Source organism: Mesorhizobium qingshengii (assembly GCF_027563465.1).
GTDB classification, from domain to species: domain Bacteria; phylum Pseudomonadota; class Alphaproteobacteria; order Rhizobiales; family Rhizobiaceae; genus Mesorhizobium; species Mesorhizobium qingshengii_A.
Map to the genome: position 1 here is coordinate 13,246 of NZ_JAPFQA010000001.1, position 25,070 is coordinate 38,315.

25 protein-coding genes are annotated in these 25,070 nt (G+C 64.2%); 15 read left to right on the forward strand and 10 right to left on the reverse strand.

From position 1 onward, the window contains the following. Positions 1–103 precede the first annotated feature (103 nt). A complete protein-coding gene (locus OOJ09_RS00065) occupies positions 104–838 on the reverse strand; it encodes a 16S rRNA (uracil(1498)-N(3))-methyltransferase (RefSeq protein WP_269904030.1) in 735 nt (244 codons plus the stop codon). A 154-nt stretch (positions 839–992) separates the two neighbouring features. Between OOJ09_RS00065 and OOJ09_RS00070 the strand changes: the two genes are divergently transcribed. After that, entirely contained in the window at positions 993–1,388 is a 396-nt protein-coding gene (locus OOJ09_RS00070; RefSeq protein WP_269903227.1) for a GFA family protein, read from the forward strand. Between the two features lie 9 nt (positions 1,389–1,397). Here the strand turns inward: OOJ09_RS00070 and OOJ09_RS00075 are convergent, their stop codons facing one another. Then, positions 1,398–2,033, reverse strand: a complete 636-nt coding sequence (locus OOJ09_RS00075) for a hypothetical protein (protein WP_269903228.1) — start codon at positions 2,031–2,033, stop codon at positions 1,398–1,400. 86 nt (positions 2,034–2,119) lie between these two features. On the opposite strand from OOJ09_RS00075, the gene OOJ09_RS00080 reads away from it, so the two are divergent. Next, on the forward strand, positions 2,120–2,818 hold the full coding sequence (locus OOJ09_RS00080) for a type 1 glutamine amidotransferase (RefSeq protein WP_269903229.1): 699 nt from the start codon (positions 2,120–2,122) through the stop codon (positions 2,816–2,818). A gap of 307 nt (positions 2,819–3,125) precedes the next feature. Further along, complete coding sequence (locus OOJ09_RS00085; RefSeq protein WP_256750304.1) at positions 3,126–3,257, forward strand: hypothetical protein; 132 nt, start codon at positions 3,126–3,128, stop codon at positions 3,255–3,257. Positions 3,258–3,294: 37 nt separating this feature from the next. On the opposite strand, the gene OOJ09_RS00090 is transcribed toward OOJ09_RS00085, so the two are convergent. The 3 genes from OOJ09_RS00090 to OOJ09_RS00100 are packed head-to-tail and all read right to left on the reverse strand — an operon-like array spanning position 3,295 to position 6,062. Further along, a complete protein-coding gene (locus tag OOJ09_RS00090) occupies positions 3,295–4,068 on the reverse strand; it encodes a metallophosphoesterase family protein (protein WP_269903230.1) in 774 nt (257 codons plus the stop codon). A 35-nt stretch (positions 4,069–4,103) separates the two neighbouring features. Then, positions 4,104–5,240: an alpha-hydroxy acid oxidase gene (locus OOJ09_RS00095; protein WP_269903231.1), complete on the reverse strand. Its 1,137-nt coding sequence runs from the start codon at positions 5,238–5,240 to the stop codon at positions 4,104–4,106. Positions 5,241–5,258: 18 nt separating this feature from the next. After that, on the reverse strand, positions 5,259–6,062 hold the full coding sequence (locus OOJ09_RS00100; protein WP_091585982.1) for an FCD domain-containing protein: 804 nt from the start codon (positions 6,060–6,062) through the stop codon (positions 5,259–5,261). Positions 6,063–6,271: 209 nt separating this feature from the next. Here OOJ09_RS00100 and OOJ09_RS00105 point away from each other — a divergent pair, with 209 nt between their 5' ends. The 6 genes from OOJ09_RS00105 to glcF all read left to right on the forward strand — a co-directional run bounded on the left by OOJ09_RS00105 (position 6,272) and on the right by glcF (position 13,014). Further along, positions 6,272–7,594 (forward strand): DUF3422 family protein, encoded by a 1,323-nt coding sequence (locus OOJ09_RS00105; protein WP_269903232.1) that lies wholly within the window; start codon positions 6,272–6,274, stop codon positions 7,592–7,594. Between the two features lie 283 nt (positions 7,595–7,877). After that, on the forward strand, positions 7,878–9,374 hold the full coding sequence (locus tag OOJ09_RS00110) for an FAD-linked oxidase C-terminal domain-containing protein (protein ID WP_269903233.1): 1,497 nt from the start codon (positions 7,878–7,880) through the stop codon (positions 9,372–9,374). Between the two features lie 52 nt (positions 9,375–9,426). Beyond that, complete coding sequence (locus tag OOJ09_RS00115; protein WP_269903234.1) at positions 9,427–9,894, forward strand: endonuclease domain-containing protein; 468 nt, start codon at positions 9,427–9,429, stop codon at positions 9,892–9,894. A gap of 76 nt (positions 9,895–9,970) precedes the next feature. Further along, positions 9,971–11,212, forward strand: coding sequence for an FAD-binding protein (locus OOJ09_RS00120; RefSeq protein WP_269903235.1), 1,242 nt, complete (start codon positions 9,971–9,973; stop codon positions 11,210–11,212). A gap of 11 nt (positions 11,213–11,223) precedes the next feature. Next, the gene (locus OOJ09_RS00125; RefSeq protein WP_269903236.1) at positions 11,224–11,619 is read left to right on the forward strand and encodes a DUF4870 family protein; all 396 of its coding nucleotides are present in this window, start codon (positions 11,224–11,226) and stop codon (positions 11,617–11,619) included. 69 nt (positions 11,620–11,688) lie between these two features. Further along, the gene (gene glcF, locus OOJ09_RS00130; RefSeq protein ID WP_269903237.1) at positions 11,689–13,014 is read left to right on the forward strand and encodes a glycolate oxidase subunit GlcF; all 1,326 of its coding nucleotides are present in this window, start codon (positions 11,689–11,691) and stop codon (positions 13,012–13,014) included. Positions 13,015–13,193: 179 nt separating this feature from the next. Here glcF and OOJ09_RS00135 read toward each other — a convergent pair whose 3' ends face one another. After that, entirely contained in the window at positions 13,194–14,114 is a 921-nt protein-coding gene (locus OOJ09_RS00135) for a bifunctional 5,10-methylenetetrahydrofolate dehydrogenase/5,10-methenyltetrahydrofolate cyclohydrolase (protein WP_269903238.1), read from the reverse strand. Between the two features lie 272 nt (positions 14,115–14,386). Next, positions 14,387–15,124, reverse strand: coding sequence for a L,D-transpeptidase (locus tag OOJ09_RS00140; RefSeq protein ID WP_269903239.1), 738 nt, complete (start codon positions 15,122–15,124; stop codon positions 14,387–14,389). A 215-nt stretch (positions 15,125–15,339) separates the two neighbouring features. On the opposite strand from OOJ09_RS00140, the gene OOJ09_RS00145 reads away from it, so the two are divergent. Continuing rightward, on the forward strand, positions 15,340–15,978 hold the full coding sequence (locus OOJ09_RS00145; protein WP_269903240.1) for a DNA-3-methyladenine glycosylase I: 639 nt from the start codon (positions 15,340–15,342) through the stop codon (positions 15,976–15,978). 3 nt (positions 15,979–15,981) lie between these two features. Here the strand turns inward: OOJ09_RS00145 and OOJ09_RS00150 are convergent, their stop codons facing one another. Beyond that, entirely contained in the window at positions 15,982–16,236 is a 255-nt protein-coding gene (locus OOJ09_RS00150) for a hypothetical protein (RefSeq protein WP_269903241.1), read from the reverse strand. A 253-nt stretch (positions 16,237–16,489) separates the two neighbouring features. Between OOJ09_RS00150 and hisS the strand changes: the two genes are divergently transcribed. From hisS to OOJ09_RS00170, 4 genes are all read left to right on the forward strand, one after another. Further along, positions 16,490–17,986, forward strand: a complete 1,497-nt coding sequence (hisS, locus tag OOJ09_RS00155; RefSeq protein WP_269903242.1) for a histidine--tRNA ligase — start codon at positions 16,490–16,492, stop codon at positions 17,984–17,986. 12 nt (positions 17,987–17,998) lie between these two features. After that, positions 17,999–19,120 (forward strand): ATP phosphoribosyltransferase regulatory subunit, encoded by a 1,122-nt coding sequence (locus tag OOJ09_RS00160; RefSeq protein WP_269903243.1) that lies wholly within the window; start codon positions 17,999–18,001, stop codon positions 19,118–19,120. Then, positions 19,117–19,815 carry an ATP phosphoribosyltransferase gene (hisG, locus tag OOJ09_RS00165; protein ID WP_269903244.1) on the forward strand — a complete coding sequence of 233 codons (699 nt, stop codon included), beginning with the start codon at positions 19,117–19,119 and terminating at the stop codon, positions 19,813–19,815. The genes OOJ09_RS00160 and hisG overlap by 4 nt, the downstream gene beginning before the upstream one ends. 269 nt (positions 19,816–20,084) lie before the next feature. Further along, entirely contained in the window at positions 20,085–21,857 is a 1,773-nt protein-coding gene (locus tag OOJ09_RS00170; protein WP_269903245.1) for an AMP-binding protein, read from the forward strand. Positions 21,858–21,952: 95 nt separating this feature from the next. Here OOJ09_RS00170 and OOJ09_RS00175 read toward each other — a convergent pair whose 3' ends face one another. Together OOJ09_RS00175 and OOJ09_RS00180 are read right to left on the reverse strand one after the other, a co-directional pair. Beyond that, on the reverse strand, positions 21,953–22,555 hold the full coding sequence (locus tag OOJ09_RS00175; protein WP_269903246.1) for a sulfotransferase family protein: 603 nt from the start codon (positions 22,553–22,555) through the stop codon (positions 21,953–21,955). Between the two features lie 366 nt (positions 22,556–22,921). After that, positions 22,922–23,599: an MIP family channel protein gene (locus OOJ09_RS00180; RefSeq protein ID WP_269903247.1), complete on the reverse strand. Its 678-nt coding sequence runs from the start codon at positions 23,597–23,599 to the stop codon at positions 22,922–22,924. 180 nt (positions 23,600–23,779) lie between these two features. Between OOJ09_RS00180 and OOJ09_RS00185 the strand changes: the two genes are divergently transcribed. Then, positions 23,780–25,069: an RsmB/NOP family class I SAM-dependent RNA methyltransferase gene (locus OOJ09_RS00185; RefSeq protein ID WP_269903248.1), complete on the forward strand. Its 1,290-nt coding sequence runs from the start codon at positions 23,780–23,782 to the stop codon at positions 25,067–25,069. Position 25,070: the final 1 nt, after the last annotated feature.

Sequence of the window (25,070 nt, forward strand, 5' to 3'; positions counted from 1 at the left end):
GTTCAACCCTCAAAGGCGATCAGACGATCGCCGGCGGTAAATGGACGAAATGTCAGCAGCCGATCAAGCGAAAAATCCTGAGCCAGAGGTCAAGTGGAATTGATCACCAGTCTCCGACCGTTGCCTGGATCACCGCAAGTGCGGCCACCGCCGCCGTATCGGCGCGCAGGATCCGAGGGCCAAGCGGAATGGCTGTCACGAAGGGCAGGGCGCGCAGTATCTTGCGCTCGTCATCGGAGAAGCCGCCCTCCGGCCCGACCAGCAGCCCAAGCTTCTTCTCCGTCACCGCCTGCAGGGCAGGCAGCGGATTGTTGGTCGCGGCGTCCTCGTCGCAGAAGATCAGCCGCCGCTCTCTGTCCCAGCCGGTCAGCAGGCGATCGAATTTTTCCGCTTCGCGCACATCCGGCACCGCCAGGATGCCGCATTGCTCGGCCGCCTCGACAACATTGGCGCGCAGGCGATCGATGGAAGGCTTGGCCACTTGCGTGTGCTGGGTGACGACAGGCTGCAGGATGCCGGCGCCCATCTCGACCGCCTTCTGCACGAGATAGTCGAGCCGGCCCTGCTTCAGCGGCGCGAAACAATAGACGAGATCGGGCAGCGGCGGCTGCGGCCGTTGCGGGACCAGCACTTTCAGCCGCACCGCCCTTTTTGTTTTCGCTGATATGGCCGCCGACCACTCGCCGTCACGCCCGTTGAACACAAGGATCTCCGCGCCTTCGCCGAGCCGCAGCACATGCATGAGATAATGGCTTTGCTGCTGACCGGCATCGAACTCGGCATCCGCCCCGAGATCGTCGGGCACGAACAGGCGTTGCATCTTGTAGTTGGCGCGCATCGCCGAGGAATGGGCGAGCGGGCCGCCGACGTCAAGCCATGCGTGCCGGCCGTGCCGCAAAGACGACACGGCACTGTCGGAATACCGATGCCGGTCTTTTGCTCCATCGCGCAGTCTGGCTGGAGTGCAGGATAACGCGATCCGGAGACCTGGAGTGGACAGGATTACACGAGGCGGCTGTTTGTGCGGTGCCGTCAGCTATGAATTGACCGGTGAACTACGTCCGATCGTTGCTTGCCATTGCAATCAGTGCAGAAAGGCAACCGGCCATTTCGGGGCGGCCACGCAGGTTGAACAGAAGCAGGCGACCATCACCGGCGACACGCTGCGCTGGTTCAGATCGTCCGAACATGCCGAGCGCGGCTTCTGCTCCATATGCGGTGGAAATCTGTTCTGGCGCCGGTTTGGCAGCCCGTTCATTTCCGTCTGGGCCGGGACCATAGACGGCAAGACCGGTCTGAAAATGGAAAGCCAGTTGTATCCGGAATCCGCAGGCGACTACTACGACTTGCCGGCGATACCCGTGGTGCCGCAATCGGAATTGAAGTAGCGCCGCTGGTCAGTCCGCCCAAACCGGACGATATCCGGCGCCAAGCACGGCAACGGTCGTCGTAGGCGTAATCATGAACGGATCGACAAGCTCGGGCGCATCGAGACCGATCGCCGGTCTGTAACCGCCGAAACCCCAGGGCAGCGCCGCACCGTCACGCAGCGCGTAGGGCCTGTCGCCGGCTGCGATCATCGTGCCGTCCGGCAGGGCCGCCAGCGACGCGTTATCGAGCTTCACTGCTTGCCCACCGGACGCCAGCCGTTCCTTGTGCAGCCGCTTGTCCACCTGCGGCGCGCGCGGCTCGGCAATGCCAAAGGCTTCGCCGAAACGGTGGACAAAGTCCTTGGCCCGTTCGCGCCGGCAATAGAAGCAGGGGCGGTGCCCGGCAGCCAGCGCCGTCACCTCGTCGAGGAAGAACAGCTCGGTCCAGCCGGCCTTGCCACCGGGCCTGTTGCGGCCCATCGGCTCGCGCCGCACGTTGCGGAACTCACAGACGCAGATGATCCAGGCTTGAAGCGCCCAGCGCTTTTTCAGCAGCGTCTTCGTTTCGGGATCATGGATGATGCCGCGATTGCCCATGAACAGGCCGCGCTCGGGCACGGCGTACAAGGCGCCGAACGGGTCGACCCGGTTTTGCAGTGGCATAGCTTTCTCCCAAATGCGCATCTTGGCTGCAAGGCCGGCGGCATGATATCGCTCGTCGCATCTTTTTCATGTCAGCAGGGTTTTCCATGCGGGTGCTGGTGGTCCAGAACTACGACAATACCGGCCTCGGTCAGCTCGGCGCCGCTCTTGCGGAAGCCGGCGCCGACCTCGATCTGCGCCTCCCTTACAGAGGCGATCCGCTGCCGGATGACGCGGCCGAACATGACGCCTTGGTGGTGCTCGGCGGCGGTCAGAATGCACTGGCCGATGATGAATATCCCTATTTCCCGGCGCTGCTCGAACTGACCCGCGATTTCGCCGGCAAGGATCGCGCCGTGCTCGGCATATGCCTCGGCAGCCAACTCGTTGCCCGCGCCTTTGGAGGCGAGAACCGCATCGGCGGCGCCAATGAGTTCGGCTGGCGCGGTGTGTCGCTGACGTCGGATGCAAAGGCCGATCCGGTGCTGGCTGAGCTGCCGGAAGAATTCCCGATCTTCCAGTGGCACGACGACACCTTCGTGCTGCCTGAGAACGCCGTGCGGCTTGCCGGCAACGATGTCGCCGAGAACCAGGCGTTTCGCGTCGGCCGCGCCGTCTACGGCTTCCAGTTCCATTTCGAGGCCGATCGGCCGATGGTGCAGGACTGGAGTTCATCCTTCGCGCCGACCATCGCCGCGCGCCACCCCGACTGGGCCGGCAAGCTCGATGGCGAAATGGCCCGCAACGGGCCTGACGCGGACGCTGCTGGCCTCGCCATTGCCCGCGCCTGGGTGGCGACGATCTGAGCGGTCGCCCCTGCGCACTCGCGGCGTGACATACGCGGCGTGACATAATTGGCACGCGGCGGTGAATCCGCCTGGGGAAAACCGCTTTCATCCTTGGCTTGTGGCCGCCCGCCATCCTAGAAGGCGCGCGCTCCGCATCGGCAGTGCAACCGCGATGAACCTTTTGTGTGACCCGCGCGACACACCGCCGATACAGAACACACCTAGAAGCGCGAAATCGTCGAAACTTTGAAGCGAATTCTCCGTTTCAACGCATTGGTAACCACCTCGTGAACAGATGCCGAAAGCTCAACAAGAGATGACTTCCGTGAAAGCAGCGCTTCTGTCCTTTGCCATGCTGTCAGCCATTGTGCTTTGCGGTCTGGGTATCTATGCCGCCGACGCAGCCAGCAACCACAACGCCGTCGACGGTTACGGCGTCACCGCCTCACTGCGCTAAAAGCTGGAGCGTCTTTCGCGTCCTCGGACGCGGACGCTCATGCTTCCCTTATCGCCATTTCCAGGATGCGTTTGTCCGTGCCGTCGACGACGAGCGCGCTCAGCATGCCTGACTGCCAGGCAAGCGTGTCGACATTGACACGATTGGCCATCACCTCGGCCCCCGGTACCGGCGTGTGGCCGTGCACCACGATCTTCGGATAGAGGCCGGAATGGTTGTGGAAGACGTCGCGGATCCAGATCAGATCCTGTGGGGTTTGGCTCTCGAGGGGGATGCCTGGCCTGATGCCGGCATGGCAGAAGAAAAAGTCGCCGAAACTCACTGAGAATGGCAGCGACCGCAGGAAGTCGATATGGCTTTGCGGCACGGCCTCGACCAGGGCTTGATGTCCCTTGCGCATGGCGGCCTCGGCCTTGCCGAACCACGCGCTGGTGCCCTCGATAATTTCCACGCCATAGGATTGCGCCGTCTGGATGCCGCCAAAACGGATGAAAAGCCCTTCCGGGTCGGGGGTTTTGAGAAAATCGAGAAAACCGATGTCGTGGTTGCCGGCCAGCACCAGATGACGCGGATCGCGTTGCCGCGCTTCGATCAGGAAGTCGATCACGCCCTTCGAGTCTGGTCCGCGGTCGACATAGTCGCCAAGATGAATGACGCGCCAGTCGGCCGGCGCCTCCCGCTCGATCTCTGAATTGATGCGCTGATGCATGGCGGCCAGCAGGTCGAGCCGGCCATGCACGTCGCCAATCGCGTAAAGACGCACGCCGTCCGGCCCACGCGCGTCTAGAAAATGAATGCCGGGTTCTGCCAACGTCTCGTTGTCTCCGTGGTCAGGCCGTCACGGACTTAGCGCCGGAGCTGGTCCTTGCCCATGTCGGTGACCAGACGCTTTCCGCACAGCGCCAGCGTTATGTCCATCTCCTTGCGGATGATTTCCAACGCCTTGGTAACCCCTTCCTTGCCGAGCGCGCCCAGGCCGTAAAGAAATGGCCGGCCGATATAGGTGCCCTTGGCGCCAAGGCAGAGCGCCTTCAGCACATCCTGGCCGGAGCGGATGCCGCCATCCATATGCACTTCGATCCTGTCGCCGACCGCATCGGCGATCTCTTCCAGCGCCATGATCGACGACGACGCGCCGTCGAGCTGGCGCCCGCCATGGTTGGAAACGATGATTGCATCGGCGCCGGTCTTCACCGCCATCAGCGCATCCTCCTTGTCGAGTATGCCTTTCAGGATCAGCTTGCCGCCCCAGCGCTCCTTGATCCAGGCGACATCGTTCCACGACAGATGCGGATCGAACTGCTCCGATGTCCACGATGCCAGCGAGGCCAAGTCGCCGACGCCCTTGGCGTGGCCGACGATGTTGCGGAAGGTCCGCCGCTTTGTGCCGGCCATGGCGGCGCACCAGCGCGGGCGGATGGCCATGTCAACGATGTTCTTCAATGTCAGCCTGGGCGGCGCCGAAAGTCCGTTGCGGATGTCCTTGTGGCGCTGGCCGAGAATCTGCAGGTCGAGCGTCAGCACCAGGGCCGAGCATTTCGCCGCCTTCGCCCTGTCGATCAGGTTGAACACGAAATCCTTGTCGCGCAGCACGTAGAGCTGGAACCAGAACGGCTTCGTGGTCACGGAGGCGACATCCTCGATCGAGCAGATGCTCATCGTCGACAGGGTGAACGGCACGCCGAATTCCTGCGCCGCCTGCGCCGCCAGCATCTCGCCATCGGCATGCTGCATGCCGGTCATGCCGGTTGGCGCCAGAGCCACCGGCATCGAGACCTTCTCGCCGATCATCGTCGAAGCCAGCGACCGGTTGTCCATGTCGACCAGGACGCGCTGGCGGAATTTGATCTTCTGGAAGTCCTCCTCGTTGGCCCGATAGGTGCTCTCGGTCCATGCGCCTGAATCGGCATAGTCGAAGAACATCTTGGGCACCCGCCGGCGAGCGAGGTCCTTGAGGTCGGCGATGGTCAGGATTTGGCTCATGGGCTTTCCGTTTCGATATCAGGAGCGTTTGCGTGCAGGTTCGGTATCGGTCGCGTCGACGCGCTGCTTCAGCCTGAGCCGCGACACGCGCTGCCAGTCGCCGCTGCGCTCGGCCTCGGCCATCGACCGCTCGACATAGATCATGTGGTCCATCGCCGCTTGGCGGGCGGCAGCCGGGTCGCCGGCCTTCACCGCTGCATGGATCGCCCGGTGCTGGGCAAGCAGCGCCTCGCGCGCGCCAGGCACGGTGAACACCAGGAGCCGGTTCTGGAACACGCCTTCCGACAGCAGCCGATAGCACGAGCGCAGCGTGTGCAGGAGCAGGATATTGTGCGCGCATTCGCAGATCGCGTGATGGAACTCGACGTCGATTTCGGCTTCGTCGTCGAAATCGCCGGTCCGGTGCGCCTCGTCCATGCGCGCCATGATGCGGTCGAGCAGCGCCAGATCGTCCGGGGTGGCACGCCGCGCCGCGTATTCGGCCGCGATGCCCTCGATCTCGCGGCGGTATTCCAGATAGTCGGTCACCGCCTTGCGGTGCGTCGAGATCAGGTCCGCCACCGGTTTGCTGAACAGCTGGCCGATGATGTCGGCGACATGCGTGCCGCCGCCGGCCTTTGTCGTCAAAAGGCCGCGCCCTTCGAGCGCCTTCAGCGCATCGCGCAGGATCGGCCGCGACACGTCGAACTGGCGCGCAAGCTCGCGTTCGCCCGGTAACCGGTCACCGGTGCGCAGGACACCTTCGAGGATGAGGCTCTCGATCTGCTGCACCACCTCGTCGGCGGTGCGCGAATGCTCGATCCTGGAAAAAATGTCGCTCAACAGGGTGCCTGGAAGGTGAACCGGTGTCGCGCAGGATAAAGCCTGCGTCGCCAACTGGTCAAATTATTTATCCAATTGGTCGTAGCGGGTCGGTTTTGCCGCCCGGCGCCATATCATCTTCGGCTAAACTTTGCTGTTTGCGTCATCTGGTGATTGGCTCTAGAGGGACGCGATTGCAAGAGGGTTCACAGAAACCCGGGGGACAAGCCGTGTCAGACGACCCGTCCAATCTCGAGTTCCAGCCGCGCGCCAAGGGCAGCGTCATGGGTTTTCCCGCGCATGAGGGACGGCCGGGCGCGCTCGGCGAGGTCCATGCCCGGCCGCATCCGCTGATCGAAAAGCCGCGCGTCCTCGTGCAACTCGCCTTCATGACCGAGGGCGGCTCCGGCGTCGATCACGCGGTGCTTTCCGAACTGTCGCGGCGCCTCGGCATCGCCGCGCCCGACCGCCAGGCCCGTCACCACGCCATGAAGTGGGGCAAGGGCTCGCTGCGCTGGGAGCGGCATACGGAGTTCTCGACCTATCTTTGGGAAGGGCCGCTCTCCGAAAGCGGTCGGATGCAGGAGGACTCGCCGTTCGGCAACGGGTTTTCCCCGCCAGGAACCGTCATTTCGGGCATCAGGCTCGAAATCCGCAAATGGACGCAGGCGAGTGAGCGACTGATCGCCGGCTTCGATCCGACCAGCCTGTGCTATTCGCTGGTCGAGCGCGGCAATGCCGCCATCGTCACCGACTTTCGCCAGGATGGCGACGGCATGACGCGCATGCTGGTGCTTGATCGCGGCCTGACGCCGGCGCGCACCGGAGCACTGTCGCAACGGCTGATCGACATCGAGACCTATCGCACGCTGGCCATGCTCGGCCTGCCGCTGGCGCTGACCCTATCGGGCCGTGCCCGCCGCATCGAGGACAGGCTGGCCCAGACCACGCTGGAGATGAAGGTCGCCGAGACCCGCGACAGCCAGACCTTGCTGGCCGATCTCACCGAGCTTGCCGCGGAGCTGGAAGCCGACGCGGCGTCGAGCCTCTACCGTTTCGGCGCCAGCCGCGCTTATGACGGGATTGTCGGCGAGCGGCTGGAGGCGCTCGAGGAAGAAGCCGTGCCCGGCTACGACACCTGGGGTGGGTTCCTGCAGCGCCGCGTGGCGCCAGCGATGCGCACCTGCCGATCGGTCGAGGAGCGGCAGGCCAACCTGTCGCGCAAGCTGACCCGCGCCACCACGCTGCTGCGCACCTGGGTCGATGTCGAGGTCGAGAAGCAGAACCGCGACCTGCTCGCCTCGATGAACAACCGCGCGCGCCTGCAGTTGCGCCTGCAGCAGACCGTCGAAGGCCTCTCGGTCGCCGCCGTCTCCTATTACGTGGTTGGCCTCATCGGCTACGTCGCCAAGGGCGCCTCGATCTTCGGCCATGCCTTCGCGCCCGAGGTCGTCACCGCCGCTTCGGTGCCGGTCGCCATCCCGCTGGTCTGGTGGGGCGTGCGCCGCGTGCGCCGGATGCATTCCGAACCCGGCAAGCTGGCGGGCGAATAGCCACCGCTTTTACCCTCCCCCTTGTGGGGAGGGTCGGCTCATGATCGCAGCGTAGCGAAGATCGTGAGACGGGGTGGGGGTGCTCATAAAACGCCGCGCCGACCCCCACCCCGCTCACTTCGTTCGCGACCCTCCCCAGAAGGGGGAGGGTGAAGCAGCGGCAGATTGCCGCTGCGGAAGCTTGTCCCGGCCTTGACGTTGGAGTCTTCACCAAGCCAGCATTTGCAACGGACGCGCTTCACTGGTAAAAGAATTTGACCAGTCAATCGAAATGAGGCTGTTGATGTCCGGCCTGGCCATGCCGAAACCAGACGACGCCACGATGCGCCGGCGCGACGAGATCGTCGCCGACATGCGCATCATCGTTCCGGGCGAGGGTGTCGTCGACGCGGCCAACGCCATGCGTGCCTTCGAGAGCGACGGGCTCACGGCCTACCGGCAATTGCCGCTGGTCGTGGTCTTGCCCGAAACGGTGGCGCAGGTTTCCCGCGTGCTGAAATATTGCAACGACCGCAACATCCGTGTCGTGCCGCGCGGCTCCGGCACCTCGCTGTCGGGTGGCGCGCTGCCACTCGAGGACGCGGTGCTGCTGGTCATGAGCCGCTTCAACCGCATCCTCGAGATCGATTTCCCCAACCGCGTCGTCGTCGTCCAGCCGGGCGTCACCAATCTCGGCATCACCACCGCCGTCGAGCAGGAGGGCTTTTATTACGCCCCCGATCCATCCTCCCAGATCGCCTGCTCGATCGGCGGCAACGTCGCGGAAAATTCCGGCGGCGTGCACTGCCTGAAATACGGCCTCACCGCCAACAATGTGCTCGGCATCGAGATGGTGCTGATGAACGGCGAGGTGGTGCGGCTCGGCGGCAGCCATCTCGACGCCGAAGGTTACGACCTGCTCGGCGTCATGACCGGTTCCGAAGGCCTGCTCGGCGTCGTCACCGAGGTCACCGTGCGCATCCTCAAGAAGCCGGAGACGGCCCGCGCCTTGCTGATCGGCTTTCCGACCAGCGAGCAGGGCGGCCAGTGCGTCGCCGACATTATCGGCGCCGGCATCATTCCTGGCGGCATGGAAATGATGGACCGGCCGGCGATCCACGCGGCGGAAGATTTCGTCCATGCCGGCTATCCGCTCGATGTCGAGGCGCTGCTGATCGTCGAGCTCGACGGGCCGGGCGTCGAGGTCGATCATCTCATCACCGCGGTCGAGGCGATCGCCATCCGCAACGGCTCGACCACCTGCCGCATATCGCAGTCCGAGCAGGAGCGGCTGAGCTTCTGGGCCGGCCGCAAGGCGGCTTTCCCAGCCGTCGGCCGCATCTCGCCCGACTATTACTGCATGGACGGCACCATTCCACGCAAGGAACTGCCGCGCGTGCTCGCCGGCATGCGCGAGCTGTCGGAGAAATATGGGCTCGGTGTTGCCAATGTCTTTCATGCCGGCGACGGCAACCTGCATCCGCTGATCCTCTACGATGCCAATGTGCCGGGCGAACTCGACAAAGCCGAGAGCTTCGGCGCCGATATCCTGCGGCTCTGCGTCAAGGTCGGTGGCGTGCTCACCGGCGAACACGGGGTGGGCGTCGAGAAGCGCGACCTGATGCCGGAGATGTTCAACCAGATCGACCTCGACCAGCAGATGCGCGTCAAATGCGCCTTCGATCCCAACCATCTGCTAAACCCGGGCAAGGTGTTCCCGCAGCTTCGCCGCTGCGCCGAACTCGGCCGCATGCACATTTCCGGCGGCAAGCTGCCGTTCCCGGACATTCCGAGGTTTTGAGATGATGATGTCTCAGAATGGGGGTTCCTCTCCCCCGCAAAGCGGGGGAGAGGTGGCTCGGGCAAAGCCCGAGACGGAGAGGGGGTCTGCGACCGACCTGCCAAGCCGCCGCTCGCCCGAGAAGATCGCCCGCGCCCGTGTGCTTCGCCACGGTGATAATCAGGCGGAGGCAACCCTCTGGAATGAGCTGAAAGCCAGAAGGCTGGGCGGCTACAAATTCGTTCGCCAGATGCCAATCGGGCCATATTTTGCGGATTTTGCCTGCCGCAGCGAAAAATTGGTCGTCGAGCTTGACGGAAGTCAACACGTCGACAGCTCCTATGACAGGCGGCGTGACGACTTCATGCGTGATGAAGGCTTCTCGGTGTTGCGCTTCTGGAATGTCGACATTTTTAAGGCCCACCGGACTGTCTGCGAGACCATACTTGCGGCACTGGAGGGGCGATTAGCCGAAGACGTGATCGCCTCAGATCTAAGGTTCGTTTTTGCGGCCAAGAAGGTCGGAGGCGACGCCCTATGATAGCCCCCTCTCCGTCTCGGGCTTCGCCCGAGCCACCTCTCCCCCGCTTCGCGGGGACGAGAAACCAGGATCGACCATGACCACCTTCACCCCGACCACGTCAGACGAAGTTCTGTCCACCGTCGCCTGGGCGGTGGCGGAGGAATCGCCGCTGGAAATCCTCGGCCATGGTTCCAAGCGCGGCATCGGTCGGCCGCTGCAGACCGAGCATACGCTCGACCTGTCGAAGCTCACCGGCGTCACACTCTATGAACCCGCAGAACTGGTGCTGTCGGCGAAGGCCGGCACGCCGCTGGCCGAGATCGAAAGGCTGCTGGCGGAAAACGGTCAGCAGCTGGCCTTCGAGCCGATGGACTACGGCCCGCTACTCGGTGGCGAACCGGGGAAGGGCACGATCGGTGGCGTGCTCGCCGCGAACCTTTCCGGTCCGCGCCGGCTGAAGGCGGGCGCGGCGCGCGACCATATTCTGGGCATCAATGTGGTCTCCGGGCGTGGCGAAGCGTTCAAGTCCGGCGGCCGCGTGGTCAAGAACGTCACCGGCTACGACATGTCGAAGCTGATGGCGAACAGCTGGGGCACGCTGGCCGTCTTCACCGACGTTACCTTCAAGGTGCTGCCCGCCGCAGAGACCGAGGTCACGCTCGCCATCCGTGGCCTGCTCGACGATGCCGCAGCAAGCGCCATGGCGCTGGCGCTCGGCTGCAGCGCGGAAGTGTCGAGTGCCGCCCATCTGCCGGAGCGCATCGCCGCGCGTGTCGCCGGCGGCACGCTCGGCAGCGATGCCGCCACGCTGCTGCGCGTCGAAGGTTTTGGCCCCTCGGTCGCCTACCGCATCGCCGCGCTGAAAACGCTGTTCGCCAATGCCGGGCCGCTGCAGGAGATTTCCGGCGAAGCCTCACGGCTGATCTGGCGCGATGTGCGCGATATCAGGCCTTTCGCCGACGGCAGCGAGAAGCCGGTCTGGCGCGTGTCGATGACGCCGTCCCAAGGCCACCAGATGGTGTTGACGCTGCGCATGCAGGCTGCGGTCAGCGCCTTCTATGACTGGCAGGGCGGGCTGGTATGGCTGCGCATGGAAGAGGGTGATCCGGAAGCCGCTCTGCTGCGCGGGCTGTTGCGGAAACATGGCGGCGGCCACGCGACGCTGGTGCGAGCCGCACCCGCCCATCGCGCCGCCGTGCCGGTGTTCGAACCGCAGGCGCCGCATCTGGCCGCGTTGTCGGCCAGGCTCAAGGCCGAGTTCGATCCCAAGGCCATTCTCAATCCCGGCCGCATGGCGCCGGGCGTAGGCTCTGCTACTCTCGGCATCGCAACCTAGGGAGCGACACCATGAGCGACATCAATTCCGGCCAGAACGACAAGCCCGCACCGCGCCAGACCGACCGCTGGCTGGAACCAGGGCCGACCAATGCACTGGTCATCTACATCCTCTATCTCGCCGGCCTGGTCATCGGCATCAGCGGCCTTGTCGGCATCGTGCTGGCGTATGTCAACCGCGGCAAGGCCGGCGGCTTCGTCGAGAGCCATTACACATTCCTGATCCGTACCTTCTGGATCGGCCTGCTCTATGCGCTGATCTCGGTGGTGCTGATCTTCGTGGCGATCGGCTTCCTGCTGATGTTCGCCGTCGCCGTCTGGTTCATCGCCCGCTGTATCCTCGGCCTTCAGGCGCTGCAGCGCGGCGAGCCGGTCAAGAACCCGGAAAGCTGGTTCCTCGGACTTTAGAGCATGATCGCGAAAAGTGGGGACCGGTTTTCGGAAAAGATCATGCTCGGACAGTAAGGAATTCTCCTAGTGCAGACCAATTTTTCGCTTGCCCAGCTTGCCGATCCGCATGTCGCGGAATCGGAAAAGATCCTGCGCAAATGCGTGCATTGCGGCTTCTGCACCGCCACCTGCCCGACCTATGTGACGCTCGGCAACGAGCTCGATTCACCGCGCGGGCGCATCTACCTGATCAAGGACATGCTGGAGAACGGCCGTCCGGCCGACAAGGAGATCGTCACCCATATCGACCGCTGCCTGTCGTGCCTTGCCTGCATGACCACCTGCCCGTCGGGCGTCAACTACATGCATCTGGTCGATCATGCCCGCGCCCATATCCAGGAGACCTATCATAGGCCGCTGCTCGACCGGCTGACTCGCGCCATGCTGGCTTTCGTGCTGCCCTATCCCAAGCGTTTTCGCGCCGCGCTCAAACTGGCGAAACTCGGTAAGCCCTTCATCGGCTTGTTCGAGAAAATCCCGGCGCTAAAACCGCTTGGCGCGATGCTCAAACTCACTCCGGCCTCGATCCCGGCAGCCTCGCCGATGGCCTCGCCGGGCGTCCATGCCGGGCAGGGGACTAGGAAGGGTCGTGTCGCCATCCTCACAGGCTGCGCGCAATCGGTGCTTGATCCCGCCATCAACGAGACGACGATTTCGCTGCTGACACGGCTGGACGTCGAGGTCGTGGTGCCGCCGGGCGAGGGCTGTTGCGGCGCGCTGGTTCATCACATGGGACGCGAAGAGGCGGCGCTTGCCTCTGCCAGGCAAAATGTCGACGCCTGGATTCGCGCCATCGAACAAGGCGGGCTCGACGCCATCGTCATCACCGCGTCCGGCTGCGGCACGACGATCAAGGACTATGGCTTCATGCTGCGCCTCGATCCGGCCTATGCCGACAAGGCCGCGCGCGTCTCGGCGCTGGCCAAGGACGTCACCGAATATCTGGCCGCTCTCGACCTGCCCGAACCCGTGCGCAAGCCAGGCACGGTGGTCGCCTATCACTCGGCCTGCTCGATGCAGCACGGCCAGAAGATCACCCGCCAGCCAAAGGAGCTGCTGGCCAAGGCCGGCTTCATCGTGCGCGAACCGCGCGAGGGCCATCTGTGCTGCGGCTCGGCCGGCACCTACAACATCCTGCAATCCGAGATTTCGGCAAAACTGCGCGACCGCAAAGTGAAAAACATCGAGGCGACGGGTGCGTCGATCGTTGCCACCGGCAATATCGGCTGCATCACGCAGATAGCTTCCGCCGCCAGGATGCCGGTGGTGCACACGGTAAAGCTGCTCGACTGGGCCTATGGCGGGCCAAGGCCGGAAGGCGTCCCTGAGGAGAGACTGGTCGCTGCTGAGTAAGGTCGCGTTGCCGCTGTCAGCGTCACGGCAAATCCCCCTCATCCGGCAGCTTCGCGGCCACCTTCTCCCCGCTGGGGAGAAGAGGGAAGCGCTGGCGTTGTAAGTCTCCTCTCCCCTCGGGGAGAGGTCAGCCGAGCGAAGCGGAGGTTGGGTGAGGGGGCCTTGGCGCCGCCCTGCGCTTACTCCGCCGCGAGCCTGCCCGCCGTGCCGTAGGTTGCTTCGTAAAGCGCACGCTGCCGGCTGAGCGCCACCATCGTGTTGCGCAGCAGGATCGCAACGGTGATGGGGCCGACGCCGCCCGGCACCGGTGTGATCCAGGAGGCGACCTCGCGCACGCTCTCGGTGTCGACATCGCCGACGATGTGGGTGGAGCCGTCAGGTCCGATTTCGGAATTGATGCCGATGTCGATGACGGCCGCACCGGGCTTGACCATGTCGGCCTTGATCAGCCGCGGCTTGCCGACGGCGACGAACAGCGCATCGGCCCGCCGCGCATGGGCGGCAACCGAACGCGTCATGTGGTGGCAGACCGTTACCGTCGCGCCTTCGCTCATCAACAGGAACGCAATCGGCTTGCCGACGATTTCCGAATGGCCGACGATGACGACTTCCAGCCCCTTGAGGTCGAGGCCGGTTTCCTTCAGCAGTTCGACCGAGGCGGCCGCCGTGCAGGGCGCGAGGTCGAGCTGGTTGTAGACGATGTTGCCGATCGAAGCCGGATGCATGCCTTCGACATCCTTGAGCGGATGCACCGCCGCCTGCAGCGTCCTGATCGGGATATGCGCCGGCACCGGCCGCTGGATGATGATGCCGGTGACGCGCGGATCGGCGTTCAGGCCGTGGATCGAAGCTTCCAGTTCGCCTGCGGTGATGGTGGCGGGAAAGCGCCGTTCCTCGAAATCGATGCCGGCGAGCTCGGCCTTGGCGCGCTGGTTGCGCACATAGACGTCAACCGCCGCGGTGTCGCCGACGGTGATCGAGATCAGCTTGGGCGGAAAGCCCTCGGCCTTGGCAATCGCCGCATCCTCGCGCACGGCTGCGATAATGCGCTGGGCGACCGGGCCGCCTCTGAGATAGCGGCTGTCATCGGACAAGGGCATGGACGAACTCTCTCGATGGAACTTGCGCCGAGATAGCAAAAGAATACAGCGAAGGGCAGCACGAAAGCGAACCGCTATGCTCGTTGCGCGACGTGCGGTCGAGGTTTAGGCCCGATGCCAGGCCGCGTCTTGCTCGAAAACGGAAAGGGCAGCGCGGTTTCCCGTGCTGCCCTTCCTGACTGACCGCATCCCCATACGGCCCGTCCCCCGTTATCCCTGGACTGGCCCCGAAAAGCTGGTTGCTTTGCCGGCCAAGTGATTCGCGTCAGGAACTATATCACCTCGACCGTGGTTCCGACATTGACCCGTTCATAGAGGTCGACGACGTCTTCGTTGCGCATGCGGATGCAACCCGAAGACACCGCGCCACCGATCGTCCACGGCTGGTTGGTGCCATGGATGCGGTACTCCGTGGTGCCGAGATAGAGCGCGCGTGCGCCCAGCGGGTTCTCCATGCCGCCGGCCAGGTAGGTCGGCAGGTAGCGGCCCTTGGCGGCCTCGCGCTTGATCATTTCCGTCGGCGGGCGCCAGTCCGGCCAGACGCGCTTGTTGGTGATCTTGTGGGTACCCGACCATTCGAAGCCCGGTTTGCCGGTGCCGACGCCATAACGCCGTGCCTTGCCGTTCTTCTCGATCAGAAACAGGAAATTCTGCGTGGTATCGATGACGATCGTGCCTGGCTTCTGCGGACCGTCATAGGCGACTTCCTGCGGCAGGTAGATCGGATTGATCTGCGGGCGCATGACCATGCGCTTGGCCGGCGCCTGCACGGCCGCCGTCTGCACACGATCGGGCTGTGAATAGCGCAGGCGCGGCTGTTGCTGCACGGACTGGCGGTTCTGCCGCACGATGCCGGGCGCATGGCCAAGCTGCAGCACCCAGGGTGCGGAAAGGTCGGGGCTCACCATCACCGGCGGCCGGTCGGCATAGCGGTCGCCGGCAGCGGAGGGCGTGACGCCAGCGGCAAACACAGCCACGGCGCCGAGCAAGGGAAACAGAACTCTCTTCATCTGGAACGCACCTTGATCGTCGAACACAAACGGGTGGAAACGTCCTCCCGGTTCGGCGATCATTGGCGTGGAAGCAGCAACCGAAACATGAATCGGAATGCGTAAAATGCGCAAGTGTCAGTAAACCTTTTGGTGTGGTTACCGCCGGGTTCAGGAATCTGGTAAAGCCGCGGTAAATGCAGCGCAAAGGCGCGTTAACGAACGGATTTGTCGCCATGGAAAAAGAAAACACCGGCCTGCTTGCCGGCCCCGACGGTGTCGCGCGCTGCTTCTGGCACGGCAACCTGCCCGACTATCTGCATTACCACGACCATGAATGGGGCCGGCCGGTGGCGGATGACCGCAGGCTGTTCGAGAAGATCTGCCTCGAGGGCTTTCAGTCGGGCCTGTCGTGGCTGACCATCCTGCGCAAGCGGGAAAATTTTCGCCAGGCCTTCGCCAATTTCGAGTTCGACAAGGTCGCCGCCTTCACCGACAAGGATGTCGAACGCCTGCTTGGCAATGCAGGCATCATCCGTCACCGTGGCAAGATCGTCTCGACCATCAACAACGCCAGGCGCGCCCGCGAGATGGCCGATGAATTCGGCTCGCTGGCCGCCTGGTTCTGGAAGTTCGAACCCGGCAAGGACGAACGGCCCGAGATCGTCGACCTCGCCCATCTGCGCGCCAACCCGACCACGGCAGTCTCGGTGCGGATTTCGAAGGAACTGAAGAAGCGCGGCTGGAGCTTTGTCGGCCCGACCACGGTCTATGCCTTCATGCAGGCGATGGGCCTGGTCAACGATCATCTCGAGGGTTGCGCCTGCCGCAAGCAAGTCGAGAAGGAACGGAAGGCTTTCAAACGGCCGAAGTAGGGCTCAGGTACCGTTGGCGCCGGCCAGGAAGAGCCCCGCGACGATCGCCGCCACAGTGGCAAGCGCCGGATAGATCACCAGCAGGCCGGTCATCAACGCGTCGCGCATCGTAGGTCCCTTGCCATCGTTGGCCGTGACCTCGAACGGGCCCGCGGCCTGGCGGACTATTTTCGGTGCATGAGTGTCGGCCGGGCGCAGACGCGCGGACAGGTTGCTGGCGCTATCGTTGATGGAGTGGAATTTTGCCGCCGTGGCCATGGCCCCGAACCCCTTGTTTCGGCGTGCTTATCGGCTCCGATTGTGTCGGTACGATGCCGCACTCGTGGCAGGATTGTTTCATTTTCGGTGCGGTTTGTTTCAGAAGGGGCCGGAGCGAAAGTCGGCGCTCGCCCCATCATCTCCTAGAGGGCAGGGATGGTGCGCCTCGCCGGCCTTGCCGCACCAAGCGGCATCGGTTAGGACACGCGCACTCGAAACAAGTCCGCATTTACTCAACAAAAAGACCCCGCTCATGGCCGACAAATCGGAAAAGACGAAAGCGCGACTGCCGCGCGGTTTTGCCGACCGCAGCGCTGAGGACATCCGCGCCGTCGAGAAGATGATGGCGACGATCCGTTCGGTCTATGAGCTTTATGGTTTCGAACCGGCCGACCAGCCGCTGATCGAATACACCGATGCGCTGGGCAAGTTCCTGCCTGACCAAGATCGCCCGAACGAAGGCGTGTTCTCGTTCCAGGACGATGACGACCAGTGGCTGTCGCTGCGCTATGACCTGACCGCGCCGACGGCGCGCTTCGTCGCCGAGAACTACGAGCGCCTGCCCAAGCCCTACCGCAGCTACCGCTCCGGCTGGGTGTTCCGCAACGAGAAGCCCGGCCCCGGCCGCTTCCGCCAGTTCATGCAGTTCGATGCCGACACGATCGGCACGCCGGGCGTCGCGGCCGATGCCGAGATGGCGATGATGATGGCCGACGTGATGGAAGCGCTCGGCATCAAGCGCGGCGACTACGTCATCCGCGTCAACAACCGCAAGGTGCTCGACGGGGTGCTCGAAGCGATCGGCCTTGGCGGCGAGGACAATGCCGGCCGCCGGCTGACGGTGCTGCGGGCGATCGACAAACTGGACAAGCTTGGGCCGGAAGGCGTGAGACTTCTGCTGGGACCGGGGCGCTGGGATGGCGGCAAGGAAGGCGAAGGCGACTTCGCCAAGGGCGCCGGGCTGAATGCCACGCAGGCCGAGGCGGTTCTTCTCGCGACGGCGAGGAACGAACAGGCCGGCCAGGATTCCAATGTCAGTGCGAACGCGGTCTTCCAGGAAGGCGTTGGCGAACTCTCGACGATCGAAGCCCTGGTCAGGGCGGCGGGCTACGGCGAAGACCGCATTGCCATGGACCGCTCCGTCGTGCGCGGCCTCGAATACTACACCGGCCCGGTCTTCGAGGCCGAGTTGCTGGCCGAAATCCCCAATGAAGATGGCCAGATCGTGCGCTTCGGCTCGGTTGGTGGTGGCGGCCGTTATGACGGTCTCGTCTCGCGCTTCCGTGGCGAGCCCGTCCCAGCGACCGGTTTCTCCATCGGTGTTTCCAGGCTGATGACCGCGCTGAAGAATCTCGGCAAGCTCGACAGCGCGGATGTGATCGCGCCGGTCGTCGTGCTGGTGATGGACAAGGATACCGACAGCCTCGGCCGCTACCAGAAAATGGTGGCGGAGCTGCGTGCCGCCGGCATCCGTTCCGAAATGTATCTTGGCGGCGCCGGCATGAAGGCGCAGCTCAAATATGCCGACCGGCGCGGCTGCCCCATCGCCGTCATCCAGGGCGGCGACGAGCGCGCCAAGGGCGAACTGCAGATCAAGGACCTCATCGAAGGCGCGCGCATGTCGGCCGAGATCACCGGCAACGCCGAATGGCGCGCCGCGCGCCCGGCGCAGGTGACGGTGGCGGAAAGCGAACTGGTCGCCGAGGTGAAGAAGATCCTGGCGGCGCAGGCCGCTGATCGCGCGAAGTAAGAAGCGCGACCCGTGACCTCCCGCTACCCCGCAATATCAGCCGACATCATCAACCTCCTCGCAGCGCGCAACACGCATGCGGTCGAGGTCGCCGTGCTGCAGCCGGCGGACCCCTTCCTCGACATGGCCGGCGAGGATCTGCGCCGCCGTATTTTCCTTACCGAAAGCGAGACCGGGCAGACGCTATGCCTGCGGCCGGAATTCACCATTCCCGTCTGCCTTGACCACATCCGTTCGCAGGCCGGCACGCCGCGCCGCTATTCCTATCTCGGCGAGGTGTTTCGCCAGCGCCGCGAAGGCGGCAACGAGTTCTTCCAGGCCGGTATCGAGGATCTCGGCGACCGCGATACCGCTGAAGCCGATGCTCGCTCGATCGCCGACGCACACGCGCTGCTTGCCCTGGTGCTGCCGGGCCAGGCATTGGCGGTCACGCTCGGTGACCAGACCATTTTCGAGGCCGTGCTGGCCGCCCTTGGGCTGCCGCGCGGCTGGCGCATGCGCCTTGCCCGAGCCTTCGGCTCGGCGCCGATGCTGGAGGCGGCGCTCGCCGATCTCGCCAACCCGCCGCGCAACGGCCAGCTCTTCGGCCCGGTCGCCGCCCTTGTCCTCGACGGCGATCTGGAAGGTCTTTCCGCCCACATCGCGGGCGGCATGGAGGAGGCCGGCCTGTCGGCATCCGCCGGACGCTCGCCGGCCGACATCGCGCGGCGGTTGATCGAGAAGGCCGAACTGCGCAGCGTGCGGCTGTCCGACGAGGCATTCGCGGCGCTGAAGGGCTTTCTGGCGATCGACGTGCCGCTTGATGCCGCCGCCCAGGCGTTGGATCTCTTCGCCACGGGTGCCGGGCTTTCGCTGGCCCCCGCACTGGAGAAATTCGCGGCCCGCGCCAGGGCGATCGAAGCGCATGGCCTGCCGGCGCAGAAAATCCGCTACGATGCCGCCTTCGGCCGTCCGCTCGATTACTACACCGGTCTGGTCTTCGAAATCGCGGCGCAAGGCGGCGACCGCCCCTTGGCCGGCGGCGGCCGCTATGACCGGTTGCTGACCTTGCTCGGCGCGAAGACGCCGATCCCCGGCGTCGGCTTTTCCGTCTGGCTCGACCGCATCGATGCGCTGCGGGAGACGGGGCAATGATCACGCTCGCGATTCCGTCGAAAGGCCGCCTCAAGGAGCAGGCGCTGGATGTGTTGGCCAAAGCCGGCCTTGCCGTCAGCCTGCCCGGCGACGAGCGCAAGTATCGCGCCCGCATCGAAGGCGCGGAAAGTATCGAGGTGGCGTTCCTGTCGGCTTCCGAGATTGCCGGCGAGATCGGCCAGGGGGCAATCGATCTCGGCATCACCGGCGAGGATCTGGTGCGTGAAAATCTCGCTGACTGGGAGGCCCGCGCCGAAATCGTCGCCCGTCTCGGCTTCGGCACCGCCGATGTCGTGGTCGCGGTGCCTGACATCTGGCTTGACGTCGACACGATGGCCGATCTCGACGACGTCGCCGCAGATTTCCGCCAGCGCCATGGCAGGCGGCTGCGCATCGCCACCAAATACTGGCGGCTGACCCAGCAATTCTTCTCGCAGAAACATGGCATCCAGGTCTATCGCATCGTCGAAAGCCTCGGCGCCACCGAAGGGGCACCGGCAGCTGGGCTCGCCGATGTCATCGTCGACATCACCACCACCGGCTCGACGCTGCGCGCCAATCATCTCAAGGTGCTGGGCGATGGTGTGGTGTTGAAGTCGCAGGCTTGTCTGGTGGCGTCAAGGAAAGATCGTTCGGCGGCGGATGAGGCGCTCGTGCGCGATATCGCTGCGAGGATGGCAGCGGCGGTCGCATAGCAGTCCCTCCCTCGAGGGCAGGGCAATGGCGTATGAGAGGCCCCCTCATCCGGCCGCTTCGCGTCCACCTTCTCCCCGAGGGGAGAAGAGACTTGCGTCAACGCTGGCGCCTCCTCTCCCCTCGGGGAGAGGTCGGGTTGCCCCGAATTGCCCTTGTAATTCGGTTGGCAACCCGGGTGAGGGGGCCTTCATGCCTTCCAGTACCATCGACAGGATTTCCACTGCCGCGCCGGGCTGATAGACTCGGGCGCGCCTGGGAGGAGACAGCCATGCCGGTCAATCTCGACGAGCTGAAGAACGCCACCAACCTGCGCGGACGTGGAGCGCGCGGTGGCAGCACCTTCTTGGCACCCGTCGACGGCAAGGCGCATGTCTCGGGCGAGCGCGCCGTGCCGCTGCTCGACAAGACGATTCCCACGCTGTTTTCCGACACCGCCAGCAAATACGCCACGCAAGATGCCGCTGTTTTCGTCGGCCAGGACAAGCGCTTCACCTGGGGCGAGCTGTCGGACACAGTGGACGCGCTGGCAGCCGGCTTCCTGGCGCTTGGCCTCGTAAAGGGCGATCGCGTCGGCATCTGGTCGCCCAACCGTTGGGAATGGCTGGTGACGCAGTTCGCCACCGCCCGCATCGGCCTGATCCTGGTCAACATCAACCCTGCGTATCGGCTGACCGAGCTCGAATATGCACTGAACAAGGTCGGCTGCAAGGCGCTCGTCACGGCAGCCAAATTCAAGACCTCCGATTATCTCGGCATGATCGAGACGCTGGCGCCGGAGATCGCGACGGCGACACCGGGCAAGCTCAAGGCAACGAAATTGCCGACGCTGAAGATCGTCATCCGCATGGGCGAGGACAACTCGCCCGGCATGTTCAATTTCGCCGACGTGCTGGCAATGGCCGGACGCGACGAGCATGATAGCCTCGACCGCATTTCCGAGGGGCTCAAACCCGGCGACGCCATCAACATCCAGTTCACGTCGGGTACCACGGGCGCCCCCAAGGGCGCGACGCTGACCCACCACAACATCGTCAACAACGGCAATTTCGTCACCTCGGCGATCCGGCTCACCGTCGACGACCGGCTCTGCATTCCGGTGCCGCTCTACCACTGCTTCGGCATGTCGATGGGCACGATGGGCTGCGTGTCGAAAGGCGCGACCATGGTTTTCCCGGGCGAGGGGTTCGACCCTGGCGCCACGCTGAACGCGGTGGCCGCGGAGCACTGCACCGGGCTCTATGGCGTGCCGACCATGTTTGTCGCCCTGCTCGATCATCCGGATTTCGCGACCTTTGATCTCTCCAGCCTGCGCACCGGCATCATGGCCGGCTCGCCGTGCCCGATCGAGGTGATGAAGAAGGTGATCTCGCTGATGCACATGCAGGAGGTGACCATCGCCTATGGCATGACCGAGACCAGCCCGGTCTCGTTCCAGAGCAGCGTCGACGACCCACTGGAGAAACGCGTCTCGACCGTTGGGCGCGTCCACCCCCATGTCGAGGTCAAGGCCATCGACGCCGATGGCGCCACCGTCGCCGTCGGCGTGCCGGGCGAACTGTGCACGCGCGGCTATTCAGTGATGAAGGGCTATTGGGACGACGACGACAAGACCCGAGAGACGATCGACACCGACGGCTGGATGCACACCGGGGACCTCGCCACCATCGACGCCGAGGGCTATTGCAACATCGTCGGCCGGGTCAAGGACATGGTCATCCGCGGCGGCGAAAACGTCTATCCGCGCGAGGTCGAGGAATTCCTTTACCGCCATCCAAAGATCAAGGAAGTGCAGGTGTTCGGTATCCCCGATCCCAAATACGGCGAGGAGCTTTGCGCCTGGATCGTGCTCAAGCCCGGCCAGATCGTCACCGAGCAGGAGATCAAGGCCTTCTGCGCCGGCCAGATCGCTCATTACAAGGTCCCGCGCTACATCCGCTTCCGCACCGAATTGCCGATGACGGTGACAGGCAAGCCGCAGAAGTTTTTGATGCGCAATGCGATGGTCGAGGAGTTGGGGTTGGTGACGCAGAAGACGGCGTGAGGGGATGGTTGTTCGGATTGTTCGCTTTGCGCCGACAGCGGCTCTGAGCGTCGTCGCGGATATCGCCGTGACCTGACCCACTGCAGACAGCCAGACTAGTTCTGCGCAAGAGTCGACTGAAAATCCCTGGTATTGTTGCGGTTGGGATACGGCTGGTCCGGTACGGGCACGCCAAGATGCAGGCAGAGCGGCTCCCACCCGTCGCCCAGATTGTGGACCAGCAGCCGACCCGGCGGCACTGTCGCGATGACCGCCCTTACATTGGCTTCGTATACGGCCATAGCATTGGCGCGATCGTGCGGCCGGCTGTCGAAGACTTGCCTGGAGATCAAGGCAAGACCCAGCGATTCCTGATCCGTGCTCTGGCTGATGCCCTGCAGGATCGTCTTCTCGAAGCTTTTCCACCAGCTTTCCGGCGATCGGTATGTCAGGATAACCCGGGCGTCCGGATAGAACTCAATCAGGTCACGCCAATAATGCGCCGAAGGCCAGTCGATGCAGGACGCGTAGCCCGCAAACAGCTGGTTCCAGTCTGGTGCCGCCCCCTTCGCCAGCGCACGCCAAAGCCGCTTCTGGTCTTCATTGGCCATGACTTCGAACATGTGGTGACAGGGGCCGAAACCAAGGATCGTCAGCGCCTCGCGCATCGAATCCGTTCCTGTTCGGCCAAAGCCCGTACCGATTGCCCTTATCGCCATTGTCACCCCTGGTTCAGGCCCGCAGCCGTAACATCAGTAGCTTGCGAGCATCGTCCTTGGCGATAAGCCAAATACAGCCGCCAGCCACGTTGCCGCAAGGGTCGAAAGCTCTGGAATATTAGCTGCGAAAGATATGCCTGTCTTGCGCATAGTTCGGTCGGCTGTTCCGGGCGCACCCGCGACCCTCAAACGCGGTCGCCGGTAATGTCCGCTTCTGCAAAAGCGTCGTCAGACAGGCGGCGCCGTAGCTTGCCATCGCGGCAGACGACCGGTTTCTGTTCGCGTGAGCCACCGGCAATTCTCGTATCCACCAAAGAAAAAGGCGCGGGTTTGGTCCGCGCCTTTCCATGGTCAGTCTTCCAAAACTCAGTCCTTCTCGAAGACACGTGCCTTGGCGACGACGCCGGCGATGGCGCCGCCGATCAACGGGGCAACGATGAAGAGCCAGAGCTGGCTGATCGCGGCCCCTCCGGAAAACAGCGCCGGGCCGATCGACCGGGCCGGATTGACCGATGTGCCGGTCACCGGGATCATGGCGAAGTGAATTCCCGCCAGCGTCAGGCCGATGACCAGTCCGGCAAACGCCGGTGAGTGCTTTTCGGCCGTGACGCCGAGGATCACGGTGACGAAGGTGAAGGTGCCGATCAGTTCCCACAGGAATGCCGAGCTGACACCCCATTTCGTCTCGTCCCAGCCATTTGCGCCAAAGCCGCCGGTGTGTCCGCCAGCCTGGCCGGACACGATGATCCACAATGCCAGCGAGGCCAGGATGGCGCCGATGATCTGCGCGATCCAGTAGGGGATGACGTCCTTGGCTGGCAGCCGGCCGGCAAGGAAGACACCGAGCGTCACCGCCGGGTTGAGATGTGCACCCGAGATGGGGCCGATCGCATAGGCCGCCGCAATGAGGCCGATGCCGAACGCCAGGCCGATGCCTTCCTGGCCGAGCGGAAGCGCGCCGCCGAAGCCGCCCGTCACCACAGAAGCCGTACCGATGAATACCAATAGAAATGTGCCTAGAACTTCCGCCAGATAAGTCTTCATTGCCCTCTCCTCGTGTCGATCCGCCAGCCTGCGTTTCGCGCCGCGAATCACAGCAAAAAGAGTATTCGCAACCAGAAAAGTTGGAAAGCGGAGCGGTTGTGCTGGCTGGACTGCTTGTGCGCGCCGGTTGCGCGCTCTAGAGCAGGGCCGGAATAATTTTCTGCGTGACGGAACAACACCATGCGACTGGGCGGAAGGCTGGCGGCGGCCATCGAAGTTCTTGAAGACATCGGCCGGCGTCACCGGCCGGTCGCCGATGCGCTGAAGGACTGGGGCCTGTCGCATCGCTTCGCCGGCGGCGGTGATCGCGCGGCGATCGGCAACATCGTCTATGATGCGTTGCGCCACAAGCGTTCCGCCGGCTGGCTGCTGGGCGAGGACACGCCGCGCGCCATCGGCTTCGGCGCGCTGTTGCTCGAATGGGGCCAGACGGCGCAGTCTCTGAACGATGCGCTTGACGGCGACAAGTTCGCGCCGCCGCTTCTGACCGCGGCTGAACTTCAGGCAATCGCCGGGCGCCGGCTTGCCGATGCGCCGGACGCGGTGCGGGCGGATGTTCCCGACTGGTGCGCGCCGCTTTTCGAGCAAGCCTTCGGCGCCAGCTGGGTCGACGAGGGCGCGGCGCTGGCGACACGCCCGCCGCTCGACCTCAGGGTCAACACACTGCAGGCCAATCGCGACAAGGTGCTGGCTGAACTGTCGGGAACCGGCGCGAAACCTGCGGCCATCGCGCCGCACGGCATCCGCATCCCGCCGATCGATGGTGACGGCAGGCATCCGAACGTGCAGGCCGAGCCGGCTTTCCAGAAAGGCTGGTTCGAGGTCCAGGACGAAGGCTCGCAGGTGGCGGCAGCCCTTGCCGGCGCCGAGGCCGGCATGCAGGTGCTCGATTTCTGCGCCGGCGCCGGCGGCAAGACGCTGGCTCTGTCGGCGGCGATGGACAATCGCGGCCAGATCTTTGCCCACGATGCCGAAAAGGCGCGGCTGGCGCCGATCTTCGACCGCATCCGCCGTTCGGAAAACCGCAATGTGCAGGTGGTGACCAAGCCTTCGGAACTCGCGCCGCTCTCCAACCACATGGACATCGTTCTCGTCGACGCGCCCTGCACCGGCAGTGGCACCTGGCGGCGCCGTCCCGACGCCAAATGGCGGCTGACGCAAAGACAGCTCGACGCCCGTAAGGGCGAACAGTCGGCGATCCTCGATGCGGCCAAAGCCTATGTCAAACCCGGTGGGCTGCTCGTCTACATCACCTGTTCCGTGTTCGACGAGGAGAATGGCGAACAGATCGCGGCATTCCGGGAGCGCAACAGTGGCTTCGTGCCGGTCGATCACCGCCAGCTCTGGGACAGCCGTTTTCCGGGCCATGACGCGGCTGTGCGCATCGGCGCCGCCGGCGACATCTCGCTCTCGCCGGCGCTGAGCGGCACGGATGGGTTTTATTTCTGCGCCATGCGCCGGGCGAACTGAC